General features: G+C 55.2%; 20 protein-coding genes. 7 read left to right on the plus strand and 13 right to left on the minus strand.

The features are described 5' to 3' along the window. Positions 1 to 6: 6 nt before the first annotated feature. A complete protein-coding gene (locus LG301_RS03065) occupies positions 7 to 798 on the plus strand; it encodes a PhzF family phenazine biosynthesis protein (protein WP_404473323.1) in 792 nt (263 codons plus the stop codon). A 150-nt stretch (positions 799 to 948) separates the two neighbouring features. On the opposite strand, the gene LG301_RS03070 is transcribed toward LG301_RS03065, so the two are convergent. The 3 genes from LG301_RS03070 to LG301_RS03080 all read right to left on the minus strand — a co-directional run bounded on the left by LG301_RS03070 (position 949) and on the right by LG301_RS03080 (position 2,371). Further along, complete coding sequence (locus LG301_RS03070) at positions 949 to 1,245, minus strand: DUF1330 domain-containing protein (protein ID WP_404473325.1); 297 nt, start codon at positions 1,243 to 1,245, stop codon at positions 949 to 951. Positions 1,246 to 1,328: 83 nt separating this feature from the next. Further along, positions 1,329 to 1,856 (minus strand): hypothetical protein, encoded by a 528-nt coding sequence (locus LG301_RS03075; RefSeq protein ID WP_404473327.1) that lies wholly within the window; start codon positions 1,854 to 1,856, stop codon positions 1,329 to 1,331. Positions 1,857 to 1,924: 68 nt separating this feature from the next. Continuing rightward, positions 1,925 to 2,371 carry a helix-turn-helix domain-containing protein gene (locus LG301_RS03080; RefSeq protein WP_404473330.1) on the minus strand — a complete coding sequence of 149 codons (447 nt, stop codon included), beginning with the start codon at positions 2,369 to 2,371 and terminating at the stop codon, positions 1,925 to 1,927. Positions 2,372 to 2,444: 73 nt separating this feature from the next. Here LG301_RS03080 and LG301_RS03085 point away from each other — a divergent pair, with 73 nt between their 5' ends. Continuing rightward, positions 2,445 to 3,482 carry an SO_0444 family Cu/Zn efflux transporter gene (locus LG301_RS03085; RefSeq protein WP_404473332.1) on the plus strand — a complete coding sequence of 346 codons (1,038 nt, stop codon included), beginning with the start codon at positions 2,445 to 2,447 and terminating at the stop codon, positions 3,480 to 3,482. Positions 3,483 to 3,514: 32 nt separating this feature from the next. Here the strand turns inward: LG301_RS03085 and LG301_RS03090 are convergent, their stop codons facing one another. From LG301_RS03090 to LG301_RS03115, 6 genes are all read right to left on the minus strand, one after another. Then, positions 3,515 to 4,258 (minus strand): hypothetical protein, encoded by a 744-nt coding sequence (locus tag LG301_RS03090; RefSeq protein ID WP_404473334.1) that lies wholly within the window; start codon positions 4,256 to 4,258, stop codon positions 3,515 to 3,517. A gap of 8 nt (positions 4,259 to 4,266) precedes the next feature. Then, positions 4,267 to 5,733 (minus strand): amidohydrolase family protein, encoded by a 1,467-nt coding sequence (locus LG301_RS03095; protein WP_404473336.1) that lies wholly within the window; start codon positions 5,731 to 5,733, stop codon positions 4,267 to 4,269. A gap of 147 nt (positions 5,734 to 5,880) precedes the next feature. Then, positions 5,881 to 6,501 carry a protein-methionine-sulfoxide reductase heme-binding subunit MsrQ gene (gene msrQ, locus LG301_RS03100; protein ID WP_404473338.1) on the minus strand — a complete coding sequence of 207 codons (621 nt, stop codon included), beginning with the start codon at positions 6,499 to 6,501 and terminating at the stop codon, positions 5,881 to 5,883. Continuing rightward, the gene (gene msrP / locus LG301_RS03105) at positions 6,501 to 7,517 is read right to left on the minus strand and encodes a protein-methionine-sulfoxide reductase catalytic subunit MsrP (RefSeq protein ID WP_404473340.1); all 1,017 of its coding nucleotides are present in this window, start codon (positions 7,515 to 7,517) and stop codon (positions 6,501 to 6,503) included. Before msrP ends, msrQ begins: the two co-directional genes overlap by 1 nt. A gap of 83 nt (positions 7,518 to 7,600) precedes the next feature. Then, the gene (locus LG301_RS03110) at positions 7,601 to 9,136 is read right to left on the minus strand and encodes a sensor histidine kinase (RefSeq protein ID WP_404473342.1); all 1,536 of its coding nucleotides are present in this window, start codon (positions 9,134 to 9,136) and stop codon (positions 7,601 to 7,603) included. A 3-nt stretch (positions 9,137 to 9,139) separates the two neighbouring features. Then, entirely contained in the window at positions 9,140 to 9,841 is a 702-nt protein-coding gene (locus LG301_RS03115; RefSeq protein ID WP_404473344.1) for a response regulator transcription factor, read from the minus strand. 310 nt (positions 9,842 to 10,151) lie between these two features. Between LG301_RS03115 and LG301_RS03120 the strand changes: the two genes are divergently transcribed. Beyond that, positions 10,152 to 11,900 carry a mechanosensitive ion channel family protein gene (locus LG301_RS03120; RefSeq protein ID WP_404473346.1) on the plus strand — a complete coding sequence of 583 codons (1,749 nt, stop codon included), beginning with the start codon at positions 10,152 to 10,154 and terminating at the stop codon, positions 11,898 to 11,900. Positions 11,901 to 11,978: 78 nt separating this feature from the next. Here LG301_RS03120 and LG301_RS03125 read toward each other — a convergent pair whose 3' ends face one another. Continuing rightward, positions 11,979 to 15,116: an acyl-[ACP]--phospholipid O-acyltransferase gene (locus LG301_RS03125; protein ID WP_404473347.1), complete on the minus strand. Its 3,138-nt coding sequence runs from the start codon at positions 15,114 to 15,116 to the stop codon at positions 11,979 to 11,981. Between the two features lie 133 nt (positions 15,117 to 15,249). Here LG301_RS03125 and LG301_RS03130 point away from each other — a divergent pair, with 133 nt between their 5' ends. After that, positions 15,250 to 16,002 (plus strand): helix-turn-helix domain-containing protein, encoded by a 753-nt coding sequence (locus tag LG301_RS03130; RefSeq protein WP_404473349.1) that lies wholly within the window; start codon positions 15,250 to 15,252, stop codon positions 16,000 to 16,002. An 82-nt stretch (positions 16,003 to 16,084) separates the two neighbouring features. Beyond that, the gene (locus tag LG301_RS03135) at positions 16,085 to 16,942 is read left to right on the plus strand and encodes a putative RNA methyltransferase (RefSeq protein WP_404473351.1); all 858 of its coding nucleotides are present in this window, start codon (positions 16,085 to 16,087) and stop codon (positions 16,940 to 16,942) included. Between the two features lie 130 nt (positions 16,943 to 17,072). On the opposite strand, the gene LG301_RS03140 is transcribed toward LG301_RS03135, so the two are convergent. Beyond that, a complete protein-coding gene (locus LG301_RS03140; RefSeq protein WP_009095703.1) occupies positions 17,073 to 17,279 on the minus strand; it encodes a cold-shock protein in 207 nt (68 codons plus the stop codon). 219 nt (positions 17,280 to 17,498) lie between these two features. After that, positions 17,499 to 17,714, minus strand: a complete 216-nt coding sequence (locus tag LG301_RS03145) for a TIGR02450 family Trp-rich protein (RefSeq protein WP_404473353.1) — start codon at positions 17,712 to 17,714, stop codon at positions 17,499 to 17,501. Positions 17,715 to 17,847: 133 nt separating this feature from the next. Here LG301_RS03145 and LG301_RS03150 point away from each other — a divergent pair, with 133 nt between their 5' ends. Next, positions 17,848 to 18,339 (plus strand): nucleoside deaminase, encoded by a 492-nt coding sequence (locus tag LG301_RS03150; protein ID WP_404473355.1) that lies wholly within the window; start codon positions 17,848 to 17,850, stop codon positions 18,337 to 18,339. Positions 18,340 to 18,418: 79 nt separating this feature from the next. On the opposite strand, the gene LG301_RS03155 is transcribed toward LG301_RS03150, so the two are convergent. Beyond that, entirely contained in the window at positions 18,419 to 18,592 is a 174-nt protein-coding gene (locus LG301_RS03155) for a YqaE/Pmp3 family membrane protein (protein WP_009722289.1), read from the minus strand. 200 nt (positions 18,593 to 18,792) lie between these two features. On the opposite strand from LG301_RS03155, the gene LG301_RS03160 reads away from it, so the two are divergent. Further along, complete coding sequence (locus LG301_RS03160) at positions 18,793 to 20,841, plus strand: TonB-dependent receptor family protein (RefSeq protein WP_404473357.1); 2,049 nt, start codon at positions 18,793 to 18,795, stop codon at positions 20,839 to 20,841. Positions 20,842 to 20,901: the final 60 nt, after the last annotated feature.

Consider the following 20,901-nt stretch of genomic DNA (forward strand, 5'->3'; position numbering starts at 1 on the left):
AGCCCCATGAAAATCGACCTCTACCAAGTAGATGCCTTTGCCTCAAAGCCCTTTGAAGGCAACCCAGCGGCGGTGTGCCCGCTGGATGCGTGGTTGGATGATACGCTGCTGCAGGCCATTGCCGCGGAGAACAACCTTTCCGAAACGGCGTTTTTTGTGCCGACTGAAGCGGGCTACCACCTGCGCTGGTTTACGCCTTCGGTGGAGGTGGATCTGTGTGGCCATGCCACGCTGGCGGCGGCGTGGGTCATTTTTAATGTGCTGGGCGATAGTGCTGAAACGCTGCAGTTTGAAACGCGTAGCGGGCCGCTATTAGTGCAGCGTGAGGGCGATGAACTGGCGATGGATTTCCCCGCGAAAACGCTCGCACCGCTAGACATGCACGCGGAGGTCGCCGCAGCCCTCGGCGGTATCGAGATTGAGGCACTCTTAATCTCAGATGACATTGTGGTGGTCGTTGAAGATGTGCGCGTGATTGAGCGCCTTGCACCGGATATGCAGCGGCTTAAACAGCTGCCGGGGCGGGGTGTGGCGGTTACCGCGAAAGGCGATGATGTGGACTTTGTGTCCCGTTGGTTTGGCCCCAAGGTGGGCGTGGAGGAAGACCCGGTGACTGGCTCGGCGCATACGTCGCTTGCCCCGTACTGGGCGGCGCGTTTGGGTAAGCAAGCGCTTACTGCCCGCCAAGGCGGTGCACGTAAAGGCGCACTTAGCTGTGTGGTAGAAGATGAGCGGGTAATGATTAAAGGCCGTGTAGCGCCTTATTTAACCGGGCAGATTATGCTGCCCAACGCCTAAGGTGAGATTAACCACCTGGTTGAGCCGAATAGAGCGGCTATTCGGCTCAATAAGTGAGCCGAATAAGTCTCTGCAGTTCTCAAACGTTTTGGCGGTGTTCCCATCCACCAGCGCTAACTGGGTGTGACGAGCCGGTCACCTAAAAGTGCATTAAGCCTCTTCGAGGCCCTCCACCATAAACACGCGGTAATCAGCACCTAGAAAGCGATGCTTGCGGGCTTCCTGGTAGGCGGGGCTTTCGTACCAAGCGCGGGCGGCGGCCATGTCGGGGAAGCGTAGAATCACTGCCCCTTCCATGGCGCTGCCTTCCAGCACTTCAAAATCGCCATAAAAGGCAAGCGGCTGTGGATCGTGGCCTTCACGGGCGGCTTTCGCTTTCTCGCTGTAGCGCTGCATTTCTTCGCTGTCGTGGGTGTGTTCACGGGTTAGTACAATGTAAGCGGGCATTCCTTTCTCCTGGCGGACTATCAACACGATCAAAAGCGGCTAAAGCATAACACTGCCAACACACGCTGCCTGCAGCGATGGGTTTAATCGATATTGTTGGGGTCGTTGGCTGCGGGGTCGCTCTGCGCTTTCGTACTGGGTGTTAGCGGCTTATTTTCCAGCGTGGCGAGGGCAATCTTGTAGCAATCGTCGATATGGCTATTGCCCATGTATTTCATGGCGGTAAAGCTGATACCGCCTGCAACGGCGCTGCCAATGAAGGGCACAAACTTAGAGACTCCCTTGGCGGCGACCTTAACGCCCATCTTTTGCAGCAGCGTGACGATTAATTTCTGGGTGATGTACTTGCCGGCTAACTTGCTGCCGGTATTGGAAATGGTGGTCATCACAAAGAGTTTGGTTTCGGTATCCAGGCTTTCGATTTGTTCGGGGGTTAAGCCAAACTGGGCATTAATGTTAGGAATTAGGCGCATTAAGATGGCGACGTCTGAGCCGATATCCAGCCCAGGAATAGGAACAACGGCGGCGCCCGCCGAGATCCCTGCGCTTTTGGTCACCATCGCATAGCATGACGCTTTAATAGCGTCGAGTTCTTCCCGTGTCTCGATCATGCGGCGTTCCTTTTTAAGAGCTGACATCACCGTTACCGGCGGTTGGCTGAACGTCGGCGTGGCAAGGGTTATAACGCCTTCACGTCTCCGCAGCCCCGTTCAGTACACGCGGGTTGGTGGTCATACAGCGTTTGAATGATCTGGCAGTTAGCCGCCTTGCCGCCCCGGCATTGGTGAACCACTTGGCGCAGTTCGCCTGCCAGTGCTTGTAAGGCAGCGATGCGTTCTTCCAAATGTTCTAGATGGCGGCTGGCGATGTCATCGGCGGCGGTGCAGTCGGTGTCGGGGTTGTCGGAAAGCGCTAACAGTTCCTGAATGCTGTGCAGGTCTAGCCCCAGGCTGCGGCCGTGGCGAATAAAGCCAATGCGTTCCAGTGCCGCTTGATCATAGGAGCGATAGCCTTGCTCACCCCGCTGTGGTGGTGTGAGTAATCCGAGCTTTTCATAATGGCGAATACTTTCCGGCGAGCATCCGGTGCGGCTGGCAACTTCACCAATACGATAGTGGCGTTTCATCAGCTTGACCCTGTAACGGTTACAGGGTTTAGGCTAGCTGTTACTTTGTGAGTTAACAAGCAGGTAACCGACGATGACGCTGATCAATGAGCTGTTGAGTATTGCCTTAACCGCTGCGCCCTGGCTGCTGTTGGGGTTGGTGATCGCAGGGCTGATTAAGGCATGGATGCCGGAACACTTACTACAGCGCTGGATGGGGGGGCGTGGGCTGGGCAGCATTACCCGGGGAGCGGTGATTGGCATGCCGTTGCCGCTCTGTTCCTGTGGGGCGATTCCCACTGCGCTGGCCTTGCACCGGGGTGGCGCGGGCCGTGGGCCAACCACGTCTTTCTTGATTAGTACCCCCGGCGTTGGCGTGGACTCAATGCTCATCACCAGTGTGCTGTTAGGCCCCTTAATGGCGCTGGCGCGGGTGCTGGGCGCCTTGGTAACCGCAATCGTCACGGGCATTCTGGTGGGCTTTACCGGCCAGGCTGCGCTGCCCAAAAGCACCCCCGCTAGCAGCTGCTGCGCATCTAAAGGCTGTGCGTCTAAAGAGGTCAGCGATGAAACAGGCGCTGCTGCTGAGGCGACGGGGGTAATTGCAGGGTTGAAGTATGCCTTCAGTGATTTACTGGATGACATCAGCCGTTGGATGTTTGCCGGTTTATTGCTGGCGGGGGTGCTGGTGACCTTTGTGCCGCCAGAAACCCTGGTAGGTTTTTCGGGTGGGCTGCTGGCGCTGCTTCTTATGGCGGTGATCGGCATTCCCTTGTATATCTGTGCGACGGTAGCCACGCCGGTGGCTGCGGGTTTGCTGATGGCGGGCATTTCACCGGGAATGGCGTTAGTCTTTCTGCTGGCTGGCCCGGTAACGAGCCTAGCTACTCTGGCCATTTTGCGGCGTGAGTTTGGAAACCAGGCCTTGGCGGTTTATCTCGTCAGTATTCTGCTGGTGACGGTGTTGATCGGCTGGGTGTTTGATAAGGGGCTGGCGATGACGGGATGGGACCCGGTTCAACAGGCCAGCCAAGTGCAGGAGTTGCTACCGGCCTCTGTCGAGTGGTTGGCCTTAGCTATCCTGGTGCTGGTCGCTATTCGGCCTGTTCGTAAGCGGTTGTTGGGGTTTTAGCTGCAAAAGCGTGGATATAACGTCATGGCTGGCTAAAACATCCAAGTAACCCCGAGTAGTGGGCCGCTCATTGAGACATCGACACGAGTGCCGTTTTCGTCGCGGTCTACGGCTAAGTGCCGAAAGCCTGCTGAGAGGTGAAAAGCGTCGTTTATCTGGTAATTGGCGGTGGCTAGCGCCTGCCAGGTGTTATCAGAACCCACGCCGAAACCGCCGGCATCAATATGCACCAGCGTTGACCACTTAGGCGACCAGGTGGAGCGCAGGCGAGCGGCAAGCAGTGGGTCTATCCAGCGCTCCGTTGTGCTGGCGCTCACCCCTAAGGCGGGCGCGTCTACGCTGGCTTCGATCCGCCAAGCGCGTGCGCCTGCTAAAAGGTCTAGGTGCTGGGTCGGCGTGCTGACCACTTGATAACCGGCGGCAGCGGTGAGCGAGCGTTGGCGTAGGTTGCCTTCTACCGCAACGCCTGGCAGCAGCATGCTCTCATGGCTAAGAGAGGCCCAGGTAATATCTCCAAACAGCACCCAGCGATCTTTTCGCGCGCTTCCCGCCATAAAAAACGCGCCTTCCAGGTCATCCATTACGTTGCTAAACGAGCGCGAGGTACTGACAGTGGGGGCATTGGCCAGTGGGCGCACGTCACCGGATAATCCGGTCATCCATACATAGGGAGTTAGCTGATAACGCCAGCTGTTTTCCTGCGCAGGAGAGTGAGTGGCAACGCCTGCAGCGATCAGGCCAATGGCGGCAACCAGTGAACGTGATGTAGGCATCATGATTATCCTTATCGGGTGTCTTTGTAGATGCGCCCACCTTTCATAATCAGGCGTAGGTTACGTTCTGGATCATGTAGAAAATCAAGATTTTGGGTGGGGTCGCCATCGACTAGGAGCAGGTCGGCAAGCGCGCCTGTTTCAATTTTGCCCAGCGTGCCGGGGTAGGGGTTCCGCGGGCCAGAAAGCGCGAGCAGTTCGCCGTTGCGCCCTGTGGCCATGGCCAGCACCGTTAAGGGGTCGTAAAAGCGGGTGAGCTTGGCTAGCTGGCGCAGTTGATTGGGCGTATTTTGCGGGCTAAACAGAATGTCGGTGCCCCAGGCGGTTTTAATATCGAAACGCTGGGCAAGTTCATAAGCCCGCACGGTGCCCTCTGCCACTTGGCGCTGGGCCTCGCGACGAGCGGCATCGGGGTAAACGTTGGCATCTTCATCCTGAAGGAAGGGTTGAAGGCTCCACCACGCGCCTTCGCCTGCCATCATTCGGGCGGTTTCTTCATCGGCCAGTTGGCCGTGCTCTATCGATTTAACGCCAGCCCTAAGCGCTCGCTGAATGCCTCGAGGGGTATACACATGCACCATAACGTAGGTGCCCCAGTCTTCCGCTGCGTCAACCGCTGCGCGTAGTTCGCGCTCGGTGAATTGGGTGCTGTCTAGTGGGTCGTAGGTGGAAGCGACCCCGCCGCCCGCCATTAACTTAATTTGCGATGCCCCTAGCATCAGCTGCTCACGGGTGCGCCGAAGCACTTCGGCTTCGCCGTCGGCGATGGCGGCTACCCCTTGGCGCTCCTGTTCGCTCAAGGGCGTCGTGCTACCCCGAGGCACTTCATGGCGCATGCGGAAATCGCCATGGCCAGAGGTTTGGGAGATCATGGCGCCAGCAGGAAAAATACGCGGCCCGGCCACAATGCCTTCATCGATAGCGCGCTTTAGCGCAAACGAAGGCCCGCCCACATCGCGCACCGACGTAATGCCGCGCATCAGCGTGCGCTCTGCTTCCTGAGCGGCCACCAAATGCACGTAGCCCACGTCGGAAGTCATGGCGGCGACCTGGCTAATCGCCGCTAAGGTGGTGTGCCAGTGGGCGTCGATCAACCCCGGCATGAGTACGCGGCCGCCGCAATCAATCACTTCGGCGCCTTCTGCGGGGGCGTCCTGGGGCAAAATGGCGTGGATGCGGCCCTCTTCGATGCGCACGGTCACGCCGTCGCGCAGCGCGGTGCCGTTGCCATCAAACAGGGCAAGGTTGGTCAGCAGTAGCGGGCCATCTTGTCGCTTGGGTTGGTTAGCGACCGACATGGGAGCATGTAGGCCCGCAAAAAGTGCCATCACCGCAGCAGCACCACCAAGTAATTGGCGACGGGTGATCTCGGCCATTATGCGTTCATGGAAGCGCTGAAGCAGCGGTGAGCCACAGCAGCAAGCGCCATGGCCATGGTGGTGCAGTAATGGAGCGTGTGAGGGGGCGGCGGGGGGCATAGACGACACCTTTGTCAGTTTTGTTCAAGCGTTAAGCGATATAAAACGCAGCAATACAGAGCCGTTGATAGAAGTAAATTATAGTGAGGCAGTGCATTACACAAGCTGAAATCAATGTCTCTATGCGGCGTTGCTGCTCCCTAAGCGTTAACCACGGCTGAGCCGATAGCGTAGTTTAGGCAGCGTACGGGCAACGGGGGGCAGGCGGGTGGCCATGATGAGCGCCGCAATAGCAGCATACATCGCCCACTCTTGCATATCTGCGCGAACTACCCAAAAGAAGTGCAGTAGCACCAAGCCCAAAATGGGGTAGGAAAATTTGTGCAGCGGCTTCCAGCGTTTGCCGAGGCGCCTCATCGACCAGCGGTTGGACGTGGCGCCCAGAACGGCAAGGCCAAGCAGCGCCAGCATGCCCACAATAATGTAGGGGCGCTTTACCAGCTCGCTACCCAGCAGCGCCCAGTTAAGGCCTAGGATAAACAGCACATAGCAGAGCATATGCAGGGTAGCGTAGGCGAGTGTCCACAGGCCAAGCTGGCGCCGGATGAGTGCAAAGCCTTTCCAGCGGGTAAGTTTGGTGAGCGGGGTAAGGCTTAACGTGAGTAGTAGCATCCACAGCGCGCCGATGCCGATATTCAGCAGTAAATAGTTACCCGGCTCGGGGCCAGCAGCGTTATTAGCCACCTGCCAGCTCCAGAACAGCAGCGGCGAGAGCGCCGCCAGAAAGACACCGACACGCCACACTAGCCATTTTTTGGGCGTGGCCATTAGTAGTTTGCCCTCAAATCCAGCCCCGCATACATGTCAGCGACTTCATCGGCGTAGCCGTTAAACATCAGGGTATCAATGGTATTGGGGTTAAACAGGCTGTTGGGCAGCCGACGCTCGGTGGCTTGGCTCCAGCGGGGGTGGTCAACTTCTGGGTTCACGTTGGCGTAGAAGCCGTATTCATTGGGCGCAATGAGTTGCCAGGAGTTGACCGGCTGTTCTTCCACCAGCGAGATTCGCACAATTGATTTGATGCTTTTAAAGCCGTACTTCCAGGGTACAACGAGCCGTAAAGGAGCGCCGTTTTGGTTGGGCAATTCGCGTCCGTACATACCCATGGCCAGCAGCGTTAACGGGTTCATGGCTTCGTCTAAGCGCAGGCCTTCCACGTAAGGCCAGTCGATAAGTGAAAACGAAGAGCGCTGCCCAGGCATCTGTTCAGGGTCGACCAGGGTTTCAAAGCGGACGTACTTGGCTTTACTGGTGGGGTCGGCGCGTTTGATAACGTCAGCAAGCGGAATGCCCAGCCAGGGAATTACCATCGACCACGCCTCGACACAGCGCAGGCGGTAAATACGTTCTTCAAACTGAGAGGGTTTGGCAAAGTCTTCTAGGGTAAAGCGCCCGCCATTATTCACTTCGCCATCCACCACTACGCTCCAGGGCTGGGTTTCCAGGCTGCCAGCATGTCGGGCGGGGTCGGTTTTGCCGGTGCCGAACTCGTAAAAATTGTTGTAGCCACTGGCATCATCGAAGGGGGCAATTTTGTCTTTGTCGGGGTTGCTCGGGGTAATGGCGCGCCACTGGGTGTCGCTGATTTTTTCCTTTAGCCATGCAGGTCCATCGCCTTCAGGCACCTCTGAGTAATCGGCATTGGCGTGTACGTTGCCGGAGAGGGCGAGGCCCGCGCCTAGCCCCACCATGCCGCCCATAAAACGCCGCCTGGAGAGGTAAATAGATTCCGGCGTTACATCGGATTCGCGTAGGTCACTGGGTTTGGCAATCTTGATAAGCACGGGATGCCTCCACAAGGGAAAACGGTTGGGATGAATATAAAATCAGTTTGCATCAGAGTTATCACAGATAACTCTCAAGGTTATTACGTATTTATAACGCTGGGCGATTTAGCACCTTTCACCGGCAAACGTATGCAGAAGCAGGCGCCGCCGGTGGCCAGGTTTTCCACGCGGATATCACCGCCCTGAAGCATCATAATTCGGCGAGCAATCGCAAGCCCCAAGCCTGCGTGACCAGCGCCGCCTGAGGTGTCGCCGCGATAAAAAGGCTCGAAAATATGCGCAAGGTCTTGCTCTGCAATGCCCGGGCCGCTGTCCTTTACGCATACCTCAGGTTCGCCCCCAGTTTGGCCCACTACTACGTTAATACCGCTACCCGCAGGGCTGTAAGCAATGGCATTGCTGATCAGGTTATCTAGCACGCGTTCCGTCATGGCTAAATCGGCATAGGCGATAGGCAGTTCCGGGTCGCCACTGAGCGTGAGCGTTAACTGGCTCTCATGGGCGGCTGGGCGATGTTTCTGGACCACATCATGGACGAGTTCTGCCAGTGGGAAGGGTTCTGGTACCGGCTGTTTCTCTCTTGCTTCAAGCGCGGCAAGCTCAAAAAGCTCATCCACTAGGCGGCTTAAACGGCGGCCCTCTTTGAGAGCGATAGCGAGAAAGTGGTCTTGCTCTTCGGGGCTTAAGCGGTCACGCCGTAATTTTAGGCTTTCGATATAGCCTTGCATGGAGGCTAGCGGCGTACGCAGGTCATGAGACACCTGGGCGATCAACTGGCGGCGCTGGGCGTCTTTCTCTTTGAGCTGTTCAATTTGAGAGGCAATCCGCCGGGCCATATCGTCGAAGGAGGCACCCAGGTAGTCGATCTCGTCACGCACCACTGGCCGCTTGTTGCGCCATCGGGTATGGCTGAAATGCGCTTCGTTAGCCTCTGAAGGGAGATGGAGAGGTTGGCGCATATCGCTGTTTTCAAATTCCGCCACTAGCCGCGCAAGCGATCTCAGGCGGCGGGTTAGCAGGTGGAAGATCGCCAACCCGCCTATCATCGCGACGGCGAGGCTCACCAGTAGCGCCCAGGCGCTCATCTCAAGCACTTTGCCGCCACGGGCCATGGTTTCCGCCGCATCGTACTGTTCTCCACGCAATACCACGTAAAGGTACCCTTGTGGATTGTCCGCCGACGGTACTGGGGTAACGGAAAAGACCTTCTGTCGGTCGTGGCTGCGGGGGTCATCGCCAAGTAGCGGGTAAAGGCTCCTGTCCGCTAGCAGTTGATGTATTGGGGTTAGCGACACGTGGTTACGTTTGATCTGCGCGGGGTTGGCCGAGTAGGAGAGAATAGTGCCATCTAAATCCAATAGGTAGATTTCAATGCTGGGGTTGATGGCCATATACAGGGAGAAAAGCTCTTCCAGGGCGCCTGGATTAAGGCCGCCGTCGCTGACTAAATTTCTGTCGGACACTAAGGTTTGCGCCAAATCCTGATGCAACGCCTGGCTGACCGAAGCGCTGTACCCGCGCAGCGAATAGAGGCTGATAAAGGTATACAGCAGCCCAACGGCCAGCAGCAGTAAAAACAGCCCGAGAGAGAGCCGGGTATAGAGTGTTTTCAGCATAATTTACTCACGGAAACGGTAGCCCACTCCCCAGACGGTTTGAATAAATTCCGGCCGTGCGGGGTCGTTTTCGATTTTTCCCCGCAGGCGGTTGATGTGGGTATTGACGGTATGTTCGTAGCCTTCGTGGCTGTAGCCCCACACGGTATCTAGTAGCTGAGCACGGCTGAATACCCGCCCCGGATGGCTGGCAAAGTGCCAAAGTAGATCAAACTCGCGTGCGGTGAGCTCGACTGGCTGCTCCTTGATAAACACTCGTCGGCGTGCGGGATCGATCCGCAGGCCATCGGCGGTCAGCTCATCACTGCGGGTTTCTGTAACCGCAACAGACGACATGGCATCCACGCGCCGAAACAAGGCTTTTATCCTTGCCGAGAGTTCTGCCACGCTGAAGGGTTTGGTGAGGTAGTCATCGGCCCCTATTTCTAGGCCCAGCACCCGGTCAAGCTCGGTGCTTTTTGCCGTCAGCATCAGTACCGGCACGTAGCCTGGGCCGGTGCGGATCTCGCGACATACGGAAAGCCCATCCAAGCCGGGTAGCATCAGGTCGAGAATCACTAAGTCGATCCCGCCTTCACGAAAGCGTGCCAGCCCAGTATCCCCCCGCTCACAGAGCAGGGGGGTCATGCCCAGCTCGGCCACGTGCATCCGGACGAGTTCTCTGATGCCTGGGTTGTCCTCAATAATCAGTACGTGTCGTGTCATAGCTTCCTGGCTCTAGCCTGTGAGGGAGTGTCACCAAATGGAGGGAGAGATTCAACGACCATCTTCGCTGCGCAATATCACGGAAGGTTCGCTGGGAAATAGAGTTAGAGAGTTAGGTATAGAGTGTATCGCGCAACATTCACAAATGTGTCACGGGCGGCGACGTCGCCGTGCGCCTTGCCTGATCAACGATGGTGGGCTGTACTTGGTCTAACCGCCGCCATGGAAGGCCCGCTATTAAAGACAGGCTTGTGGGGGGGGCGTTACTGGACAAATGTAAACTTGGCTCACCTTAAATAAAAAGGCATGTATGAAAGTAAATGGCTCATGGCCCGTATGGATAGTACTGATCGTCACGTTTACTTTTTCTAGCCTTTGCGCGGCGCAATCTCAAGGAGATGAGAGCGAGAATGAACGATGGTTCGCTATTGATGCGCTTAACACAGGGCTAGGCGATGTGCCTGAGGATGTGGGGCGGATGTCGCCACGGGAAATGGTTCGCAGCTTTTTAGCGTTCACCGAAAGCGAGAATTACGCCGCAGCCGCGCATTTGCTTAACCTCAACGATATTGACCCAAGCGAACAGCAGGCTCAGGGCGCCGAACTCGCTAAGCAGTTGGCTGAGGTATTAAAGCGCGGTGAGTGGCTGGACGCATCTAATATGTCCGGCCGTCAAGACGCGGTGATTGAAGACCCTTCCGGGCAGAACCCGCAGGCAGGTGAGCCGCAGCGCAACATTGAACTGGCAGCCCTAACCGCAGACGACCAGGCCTACGATGTTCGGCTGGGCCGTTACCGCGTGGGTGAAGAAGATCCAGTGTGGTTAGTCATGCCAGAGAGCGTGACGTTTATTCCGACTCTCTACGAAGAGTATGGGCCTTCGATGTTGGAACGCTATGTTCCCGAGCGTCTAAAGGCAAAGTTTGGCATGTTAAAAATCTGGGAGTGGTTAGCGATCCCGATTTTTTTAATCGTCATCGGCATGGTGGGAGTGATTACTTACTACGCTGTTGGGCTTGTGGCTCGCATTCTACCTTCTGGCGTGTCTACTATTTTTGCCGATCAAATTGGCGTGCCCATGGCGATGATTGTGATGTCGCTGGTAACGCAGATGCTGCTGGACTACGTCGTATCGTTCTCCGCAATTGCGACGACAACGTTCCGCGTGCTGTTAATCTCTATTATGGCCTGGGGGGCAGGTACTATTGCGCTGCGTTTTGTCGATACGATTATGCTGCGTTTAACGCGACGCTTGGTGGGGGAAATTGATGACACGAAGCCTAAAGATCAGCGACGGCTGCTAACCTCGCTATATGCATTGCGCCGCGCCATTATTCTGATCACTGTAACCGGCGTATCTATCTACATCCTAGGCCAAATCCAGCTTTTCGAAACCCTTGGCTTGTCTATTCTGGCGTCTGCCAGCGTATTGGCCGTATTAGTGGGTGTGGCGGGGCAAACGGTTCTTGGCAATATTCTCTCCTCGTTTCAGTTATCGCTTGCCAAACCTATCCGTATTGGCGACCTAGTGATCTTTGAGGGTGAGTGGTGTTATGTGGAAGGCATCTTTTATACCTATATTCGACTGAGATCATGGGACGAACGACGTTTGATTGTTCCCGTCACCTACTTTACCTCTAAGCCTTTCGATAATTTGTCGGTGAAGAGCACAAAATTGTACCGATCCCTGGTGCTAACGCTTCACCTAAGCGCCGATATAGGGCTGTTAAGAGATAAATTCCTCGAATTTGCCAAAGAGGAGGAGAACGTTGTTGAACACCATAAGCTGCTCTGTTACGTGACGGCACAAACGGGGACAGCCCAAACCATCACCTGCTATTTAATGACATCTGACCCCATGGCGGGCTGGACGGCCGAGATGAACTTACGCGAGAAACTGCTAGCCTTTATCCGCGATAACCATCCAGAGTGGTGGCCCAGAGAAATCATGGTTATCAGCCATGAGGATATTGCACGCGGAGAAGGACAAGGCAAGCGTTCGCAGGAAGCGAACAGTGCCGATGAGCAGCCCTCTGATAGTGGTGAACAGCAGTCGTGAATAAATAGTAGCGAATATCGTTAATCAGCCCTTTTGAAGAGGCAGCGGCCAGCACCGCTGCTTGGTTGACTGAGCAGGCTATGTGCTCAGCGTTAAGAAGCCATCTTCATCGATAAATCCTTTGTCGCCCGTAACATACCAGCGGCTGCCGTCGAGCTTTTTAATGGCAGCAGCCGTGCGGGCTGGGTCGTTAAGATACCCCTGCATGACTTGAGGGCCGCTGATCAGGATTATACCGGCCTGGCCGGTAGGCAGCTCTTCAAAGCGTTCTGGGTCAACGATTTTGATGCTAGTGCCGGGTAGTGGCATGCCGACGGTGCCTGATTTGTTGCCCTTTTGAATAGGCTGGTAATGGGCCCCTGTGGCATCAGGCAGGTTGACCGTGGCAACGGGCGCGGTTTCTGTGGCGCCATAGCCTATATAGATAGGGGCATGGAACGTGCGGGTAAAGTCGTGGCATACACGTTCATCCAATGATTCTGCGCCGATAACCACCGCTCTTAAGCTTTCCAGCATACGTGGAGGCACTTCCTGACTGCGGTTTAACAGGTCTAGAAAACGTGATGTGCCGAACATGATCGTCGCGTTGTGCTTGGCGATAGCGCTGGCAATGCCAGGCGCATCGTCGGGGTCCGCGTGGCAAACCAGCGGCAGCCCTTCGATAAGTGGCAGCAGTTGGGTCACCGTTAGCCCAAAGGCATGGAAGAGCGGCAGCGACCCCATTACCACATCGTTACTCTGGGTGTTGAGCACATCAGAGGTTTGTTTGATATTGGCCATCAGGTTGCGGTGGCTGAGCATTACGCCTGTTGGCCGGTCGCCACTGTGGTTTATGAACACTAGGGCGGCGGTACGGTTGGGGTCTTGGTTGCCGATGAACAGGCGTTTCAGTACCCCCGCCGGCAGTAAACGAACGCTCAGCCAGGTGCAGAGGCGTTCAGTGCGGTTCATCGATGAGTGCAGGTCTTCCAAGTAGACCACCTGAATGTCGGTGAACAGCCGGCTGATGTTTAGCCCTTGCTGCCGGCATTTTTCAATAAAGTGGCGCGAGGTCAGCAGCGTGCCGATCTCCGCTTGAGCAAGCGCGGATTCAAGCGCTGCTTGGCTTGCGGTGTAGTTAAGGTTTACCAGCGTTTTCCCGGCTAGGAGTGTCGCCATATTGGCGAGCACGCCAGCGCTACTGCTTGGCAGCAGCAGCCCGATGTTTTGCCCAGAGGCAAGTTGACGAATACGTTTTGCTAATAGCAGGCTGGTGGTAAGCGCTTGGTCGGCATTGTATGAGCGGCTGGGGTCGGTCAGTGCTCGCGCGCTTGGATGACGCTTCACGCTGCGTATCCAAGCTTCGGGTAGCGTAGGTAGTTCGTTGATGGCATGCTGCCAAGAGTGGGTGGCTTGTTCAAAAATGCGTCGCTTGAGGACATCGGCAGGGGTGTCTTTCGCAAGCGGCTTACCAAACGCGACCACAACCGACCGGTGCAGCGGGGGGTTACGCAACGCTTTAAGCTTGCTGGAAGAGCGTGAAAACTGGCTGCCCCACAGACCACGCAGGTAGAACGGCACGATTTTGACGTCCGGATTGGCCATTTTGCAGGCCCGTTCATAGCCACGGCGGAACTCGCCTAGCTGGCCAGTACGGCTAATGGCCCCCTCAGGAAACAGACACACCACTTCACCGGCGTTTAACTGCTCGGCGACGGTGGCCAGGGCATGTTCAGCGGCGCTGCCACGTTCGATAGGAATGCAGCCGAGCGCCTTGAGAAAACCGCGAAGGTACCAGCGCTGATAGACAGACTTTAGCATCACAAAGCGTACTGGGCGCGGGCTGGCGATTTGTACCATGGCCCAATCCACCCAGCTGATATGGTTGCCCAATAACAGCACGCCGCCTTGGGCTGGCAAGTTTTCTAGCCCGTGAACATCGACCCGGTAGCGGCGCGTCATCAAGAAGCTGAGCAGAAAGCGCACCAAGCTTTGCGGCAACTTTATGACGGTGTAACCGCCACCTAGCATCGCGACGCTGGCAATTAGCAATAGTAGGTAAAGACTGTCTACACCGGCTAATGCGAACAGCGCAGTGAGCACCAAAAAGCCCAGCATGGCGATGTTCTGAATCCAGTTATTGGCTGCTAGCACGGTACCTAGCTCATTATCGGCAGCGTGAAACTGTATCAGCGCATTGAGCGGTATCATAAACAGCCCGCCCATCATCCCAATAAAGACGAAGTTCACGGTTTGTCCGATGGATGTAGTGAAGAGCGGCAGACACCACAGCCCCACCGCGACCCCGATTGCTCCTACAGGGATTAGCCCCGTTTCAATTCGGTTGCGAGAAAGCTTGCTGGCCAGCAAAGACCCCAGCGCGATCCCTATGCCGCTGGCTGCAAGAATACCTTGTAGCACCAAGGTGTTATCGATGCGAAGGGCGTCTTTCGCGTAAGCGGGAAAGGCGGCTAGCAGCACTTGCCCCACGGACCAGAAGGTCGCAAGGCCAATAATAGACAGTTTGATGACGGGTTGGCGTGCGATGATTCGCAGGTTGTCTTTCAAAGCGGCGCCTTTGATGTAGCGCTGCCAGGTTAGCGGAGTCTCTGGGCCGGTAGTGTAATCCAGCGGAAGACGGTAAAGCGTCGCGACTTGGAGGATGCTATTCAGCACGAGCAGCCAGCCTAAGGGGGCAATTTGGCGCAGCAACTGACTTGGCGTTTCGGCATCAGGCGAGACTCTGCTCTCAAAAAGGGCAGTAAACGCCACGGTGCCTGCCAGAATAGCGCCAATGGTGACGGCTTGGATCAACCCATTGGCTTCCGCCAAGCGCGGCTTGCCAAATAGCCCTCTTACCAAGCCGTATTTAGCCGGAGAGTAAAAGGCCGACTGAATCGCTAGCAGTAGCGTCATGGCAAATGCCAGCCAAAACCAGCCTTGGTAATAAGCGGTGGTGATGCCCAGTGCAACAGCAACCGCGGCCCAGGCTGAAAGCCGCAAAATGCGCACCTTTGGATAGCGATCCGCCACGTGGCCTGCCGGGCTAAACAGCAAAATAAACGGCAGTAGGATAAGCCCGTTCACCAGCGCCGTCAGTACCACCTGCGCTGTGCCGTCATAACTTTTGAACACGGTATTTTGAATAACGATTTTATGCCCTAAATCCACGAAAGCGTTTAGAAAAATGGCAATCAAGTAGGGCCAAGCGCCTGCAATGCGCAACAATGGTTGCATGGTGTGTCGCCTTATAAACCTGAAGTGAGGGCACTTTCGTTACATATGGGTATCACTGCAACTTGGTTAGATAAAGTTGTGTTATATGGGCTTTCCGGTATCGTTATACGCTACTTTAGGGTCTGGAGGTTACGTGTCTCAGACGAATGCATTAATCGATACCTTAAAACGCCAGCTGCGCGCTCAGGGTAAAACCTATGCCGATGTGGCGAGATGGCTTGAGCTAAGCGAGGCCTCGGTAAAGCGGCTGTTCGCCGAGCAGCATCTTACCTTAGAGCGCCTTGAGCGTATTTGCGACCGACTTGACCTAGAGTTTTGCGAGCTGGTGCAGGCCATGCAGGCAGAAGAGCACCGTTTGCAGGAGCTAACCCAGGCGCAAGAGCAGAGTATTGTGGACGACCGTGAGCTTTTCTTAGTCGCAGTGTGTGTGATCAATGGGTACAGTTTTGATGAAATTCATCATCAGTACCAACTGAGTGAAGCGCAGTGCATTCGGCAGTTGCTGGCGCTGGAACGGCTAAAATTAATTGATTTATTACCCGGTAACCGTATTCGGCGGCGCGTGGCATCAAATTTTCGTTGGCGGCCTGGCGGGCCTATTCAGTGCTTTTTCCAGCAGCATATCGCGACTGAGTTTTTTCACTCCCGTTTCGATAGCGACAGTGAAAAGTTACTGGTGCTTAATGGATTACTCTCCCAGGCAGGTAACGCCGAGTGGCAGCAAATCATGCAGCGCCTAGCGAACGAGTTTCATGCGTTATGCGAACGAGAGAGCGGGCTGCCCATTCATCAGCGCTTTGGCACTACCTCGGTGCTAGCGGTACGCCAGTGGCAGTCCACGCTGTTTAAAGATATTGCCCGTGCCAAACACACGATAAAAAATTAGCAATAAGCCGCTGATTTTACTTCGCTTCTAAAGTTATATACCCACTTTTTCATGAGTGTACATGTTATGAGCTTGCATCGTTATGAGTAGCACCCCTTTTCAAGCGTTGGCTTGCCCGCTAGATGGCGAGCCATTAGAGCCGCTAGGCAGCACGTGGCGCTGTGCAGTCGGACATAGTTTCGACATCGCCAAGCAGGGGTACGTCAACCTGTTGCCCGTTCAGCACAAGCGCTCCCATGACCCCGGCGACAGTAAGGCCATGGTGGCCGCTCGTCAGCGGTTTCTCAATGGCGGTTATTATGATGCGATCGCAGCGGCTGTGAACCGCGTTGTGGAAGAGCATCGCGTGGTTTCGGGGTCGCCTCATGCCCCTTATAGCTGTCTGGATGCAGGGTGCGGCGAAGGGTACTACCTGCGCAAATTGGCAGGCGCCGTGGCCGGTTCATCGCCTTTATCATTAATGGGCTTAGATATTTCCAAATGGGCAGTTTTGGCTGCTGCCAAGCAAGATATGCATCAAGCCAGTTGGGTGGTCGGCAGCAATGCCCACCTACCTGTGCAGTCGGCAGTGCTGGACTGCGTTCTTTGCATGTTTGGTTTTCCGGTCGCAGGGGAGTTTGCTCGTGTATTAAAACCGGGTGGACTGCTACTTCAGGTTGAAGCAGGGCCAAACCATTTGCGTGAACTGCGGGAGTTGATCTACCCCACGTTAAAACCAGAGCGTGCTACGGAGCCAAGCGTGCCTGAAGGCTTTGCCCACCGACAAACCCTATCGCATTGTTATTCGTTAGTGCTTGAGGGGGCAGAGAAAGTAGCTGATTTGCTGGCGATGACACCACATTTGTATCGAGCGAGTGCTGAAGGACGTGCGCGTGCGGCAGCGCTAGATAACATAACGCTAACGGTTGATGTGCGCTTAGTGGTTTATACGCGGGTATGACGCGCGTGCCTCTATGGTGGGCACAAAAAGAGGGCACAAAACAAGGCGGGCTTAAACGCAACAAGGCCCGCATTAGCGGGCCTTGTTATCCAGACCTTGGAGGGTCTGAGCAAACTCTAAAGCTTAGGGCTTAGGAGATTTGCTTGATGTTAGAAGCCTGAAGGCCTTTCTTACCCTGGGTAACGTCAAAAGAAACGTTAGCGCCTTCTTGAAGGGTTTTGAAACCGTCAGACTGAATTTCAGAGAAATGAGCAAAAAGGTCGTCGCCGCCGTCAGAAGGAGCGATGAAACCAAAACCTTTAGTGTCGTTAAACCATTTAACTGTGCCAGTTGCCATTGTCTAGATCCTTTCGCGCTAATGCGCCGTAATAAAGTTCCTGGTATTACCCAGATTTAAGTAGCGGGTGAAACAAGGAATACAATATCAGGCTGCCGAAAAAGATCGTACACTTCTGAAACCATGCCGCTTGCTAACCAACTGACGCTACATTGCCACGATTTTTTGGCCGGGTCAAAGCCTTTCATGAATATTTTCTAGGGGATGCCTGAACAATCGTTATTTCCATCCCATTTTCCAAACGCTAGCGTCGGTTAGCTCTTGCCAGGCAAGAGTGATCTCGCGGTTTGAGTGAACCGCTTCAATGACCACTTCCACCACCTGCTCTTCTTCATTGCGCAAGAGCTTCGTGACGATAAAGTGCTTCTCTTTATTACGCGGCTGTGTGGCCGTCCATTTGCTGTTGTGAAGCTTGTTCGGATTGATGGTGTTCACGAGGATGCTCCAGAGGTAGTGGCGTTTTTACGGTGGCTCAGAGTGCTACCGTTAAAAATGGTATCGTTGGCAGAACATCTTTGAAAAGACAATGCCGCCGCTTAAGGGCGTTGTCAAAATAGAGGAGTGTCTTATGATTGCTGAACACGAATGGGTTTACCTAAAGCGCGCCGTGGCTTTGGCTGAAGAGGCTTTAAATGCAGGCGATGAGCCGTTTGGTAGCGTGTTGGTGAATGCCGAGGGCAAGGTGTTAGCTGAAGACCGCAACCGTATCGCCGGCGGAGACGCAACTCAGCATCCGGAGTTTTCGCTGGCTCGCTGGGCAGCGAATCATATGACGCCTGACGAGCGTGCAAAGGCTACTGTGTATACCTCTGGAGAGCACTGCCCGATGTGTGCGGCGGCCCATGGTTGGGTAGGGCTAGGTCGTATCGTTTACGTCAGTTCTTCTGAACAGCTGGGTGTCTGGCTATCCGAACTTGGCGTAGCGCCACCGCCCGTTGCCACGCTGCCAATTAATGCGGTGGTGCCCGGTTTGGCTGTCGATGGCCCCGTTCCTGGTTTAGATGAGCAGGTGCATGCCTTGCATCGCCGCTTGCATGCGTCGGCGTCGTTAAGCAGCTGACTGTAAAACACCGCCTTATGTTTAATAAGGCGGTGTTGAATCGTTGCGTATAAAAACGTACATCAGTGTTCTAGTATGTCTAGTGTTTCAAGATGACATAAAAGGCATGGATGATACCTGGTACAAAACCAAAGAGCGTCAGAATGATATTCAGCCAAAAATGCCCTTTGAAGCCGACCTCAAAAAACACCCCTAAGGGGGGCAAGATAACGGCAAAGATCATTTTAATCGGGTCCGTCGCGGTAAATGCCATAAAGCCTCCTTTGCTTGCATAACCAGTGTTTTGATAGCGGTTTGATATCAATATGTTGATGGCACAACCGTGAGTGTAGTCATAGTAGTTGCGCTTCGCGAACTATTGCGACTTAGGTATGAAGTTTTTTCTCTCATCGTCTCTCTGCCAGAGAGCGTGTGTTTACAGGCACCGCTGAATACTGACTAGGAAAGGACGCCATGTCTTCGACTTCATTACCATCACTCCTGCTGGTTAGCGTGTTTCTCGCCAGCCCTGCGTGGGCGCAAGTGCCTAACAGTGAAGATGCAGCGCTGCCCACGGTGGAGGTAAGTGCCCCGCGCTTGGCGCGTGAGCTTTACGCTACGCCAGCGGCTGTTTCAACCATTGATCGCGGCACAATTGCACAAGGCCAGCAGCGCACGCGGCTGGATGAGTCGCTGACAAGAGTGCCAGGCGTGTTCCTGCAAAACCGCGATAATTTTGCTCAAGGGCAGCGTATTGCCGTTCGCGGGTTTGGCGCACGCGCACCGTTTGGGGTGCGCGGTATCATGGTGATGGTCGATGGCATTCCCTATACCCTGCCAGACGGTCAGGCTCAGCTAGACGCTATTGATCTGGACAGCGCCGAGCGTATTGAGGTGATTCGTGGGCCTTCGTCTGTTCTATACGGCAACGCAGCGGGTGGGGTGATTGATGTCACCACCGCAGATGGTCGCGATGATCCCGGCTCTAGTGTGCGCACTGAGATGGGAAGCGACGGCTACCGTAAGGCAGTCGTGCAAACAGGCGGCGCTCAAGGGGATTGGGCGCACCATGTGAGCGTTTCAGCGCTCAATGTGGACGGTTACCGGGAACAAAGTTCCACAGATCGGTACTTATTGAATGCAAAGCTGCGCCGTGAGTTGGGCAGCGGCCGAGCATTAACTGCGATAATCAATCTACTCGAAAATCCTCGCTCCGAAGACCCCGGCGCGCTCAACGCGAGCGAAGTAGCCCGTAGCCGTAATCAAGCAGCGCCAAACGCAAGGGCGTTAGATGCAAGGCAAAACGTAGATCAGCAGCTACTTGGCCTTCAGTACGAAGACTTAACCGCAGGCCCCGGTGCGTTTTACCTCAAAGGGTTCATTGCCCGGCGGGACTTTGAGCAACAGCTGCCCTTTGTCGGTGATAGCCGCCTGGGCTATCAGCGCGACTATGTTGGCGCCAGCAGCGAATATCACCACGACATCACCTTGGGCAGCCTACCGCTAAACTACATTGTGGGCGCTGACTTAGCGCGCCAAGAGGATGAGCGCTTTCGTAACAACGTCAACGCTCAAGGTAGCGTTGGCGAACAGTCGGCGGCAGAGACGCAAACGGCGACCTCTACCGGGGTATTTGCCCAGGGCGATTTGGCACTGACTGAGCAGGTGACGTTCTCTCTTGGCGCCCGTTTTGACCGCGTGACGCTGGAGGTAGATGACCGCTATGTTGAAGATGGCGACCAAAGTGGCGAGCGCACCTTTAATGAGTGGAGTGGTTCGGCGGGGCTGAGCTATCGCTATCGGCCTCAGCATCAGGTTTACGCGAATACCGGTACCGCCTTTGAAACGCCAGCCTTTGCAGAGTTTGCCAATCCGGCAGGCGGTGGTTTTAATCCGGCGGTGGAGCCGCAAAAAGCGTGGAACCGTGAAGTGGGGGCGCGTGGCTATATTGCGCCGCTGGCGATGGATTATGATTTGGCGCTATTTTCAGTACGGGTTCGGGATGAGCTGGTGCCTTTTGATGAAGGTGGCCGCACCTTCTACCAAAACGCAGGAGACACCAGCCGAGAGGGTCTCGAACTGGCGCTTGGCTGGCAGCTGGCCGACCAGTGGCGCTTGGATAGCGCTTTAACGCTGGCGCGCTATGAGTTTGATAGCTTTGCCACCCCAAGCGAGCGCTTCGATGGTAATCGCATCCCAGGCCTACCCGAGCAAACCTGGGTGAACCAGCTTACTTGGCAAGGGGTGGGCGAGCGGTTTGCAACGCTGGAAACGCAGTATGTAGGTGACCTAGTAGCGGATAACGCCAATGAGACAGAGGTGGGTAGCTACTGGTTGGTCAACCTGCGATTTGGAGATGGTTGGCAAGTAGGCGGCGAGACGCGCTTAAACGCCTATGTAGGCATTCGGAACCTGTTTGATGAAGCATATTTTGACAATGTGCGCTTGAACGGTACTTTTGGCCGCTACTATGAACCCGCCCCAGGGCGGAGCGTAGTTGGCGGGGTAGAGCTAAGTTTTTAAAGTACGGTTTTTAATACATAGTTTTTAACACATAGTTTTTAACACATAGCTCTTAACACA

Source organism: Vreelandella venusta (genome assembly GCF_044809155.1).
In the GTDB taxonomy this organism is placed as follows: Bacteria; Pseudomonadota; Gammaproteobacteria; order Pseudomonadales; family Halomonadaceae; genus Vreelandella; species Vreelandella venusta_B.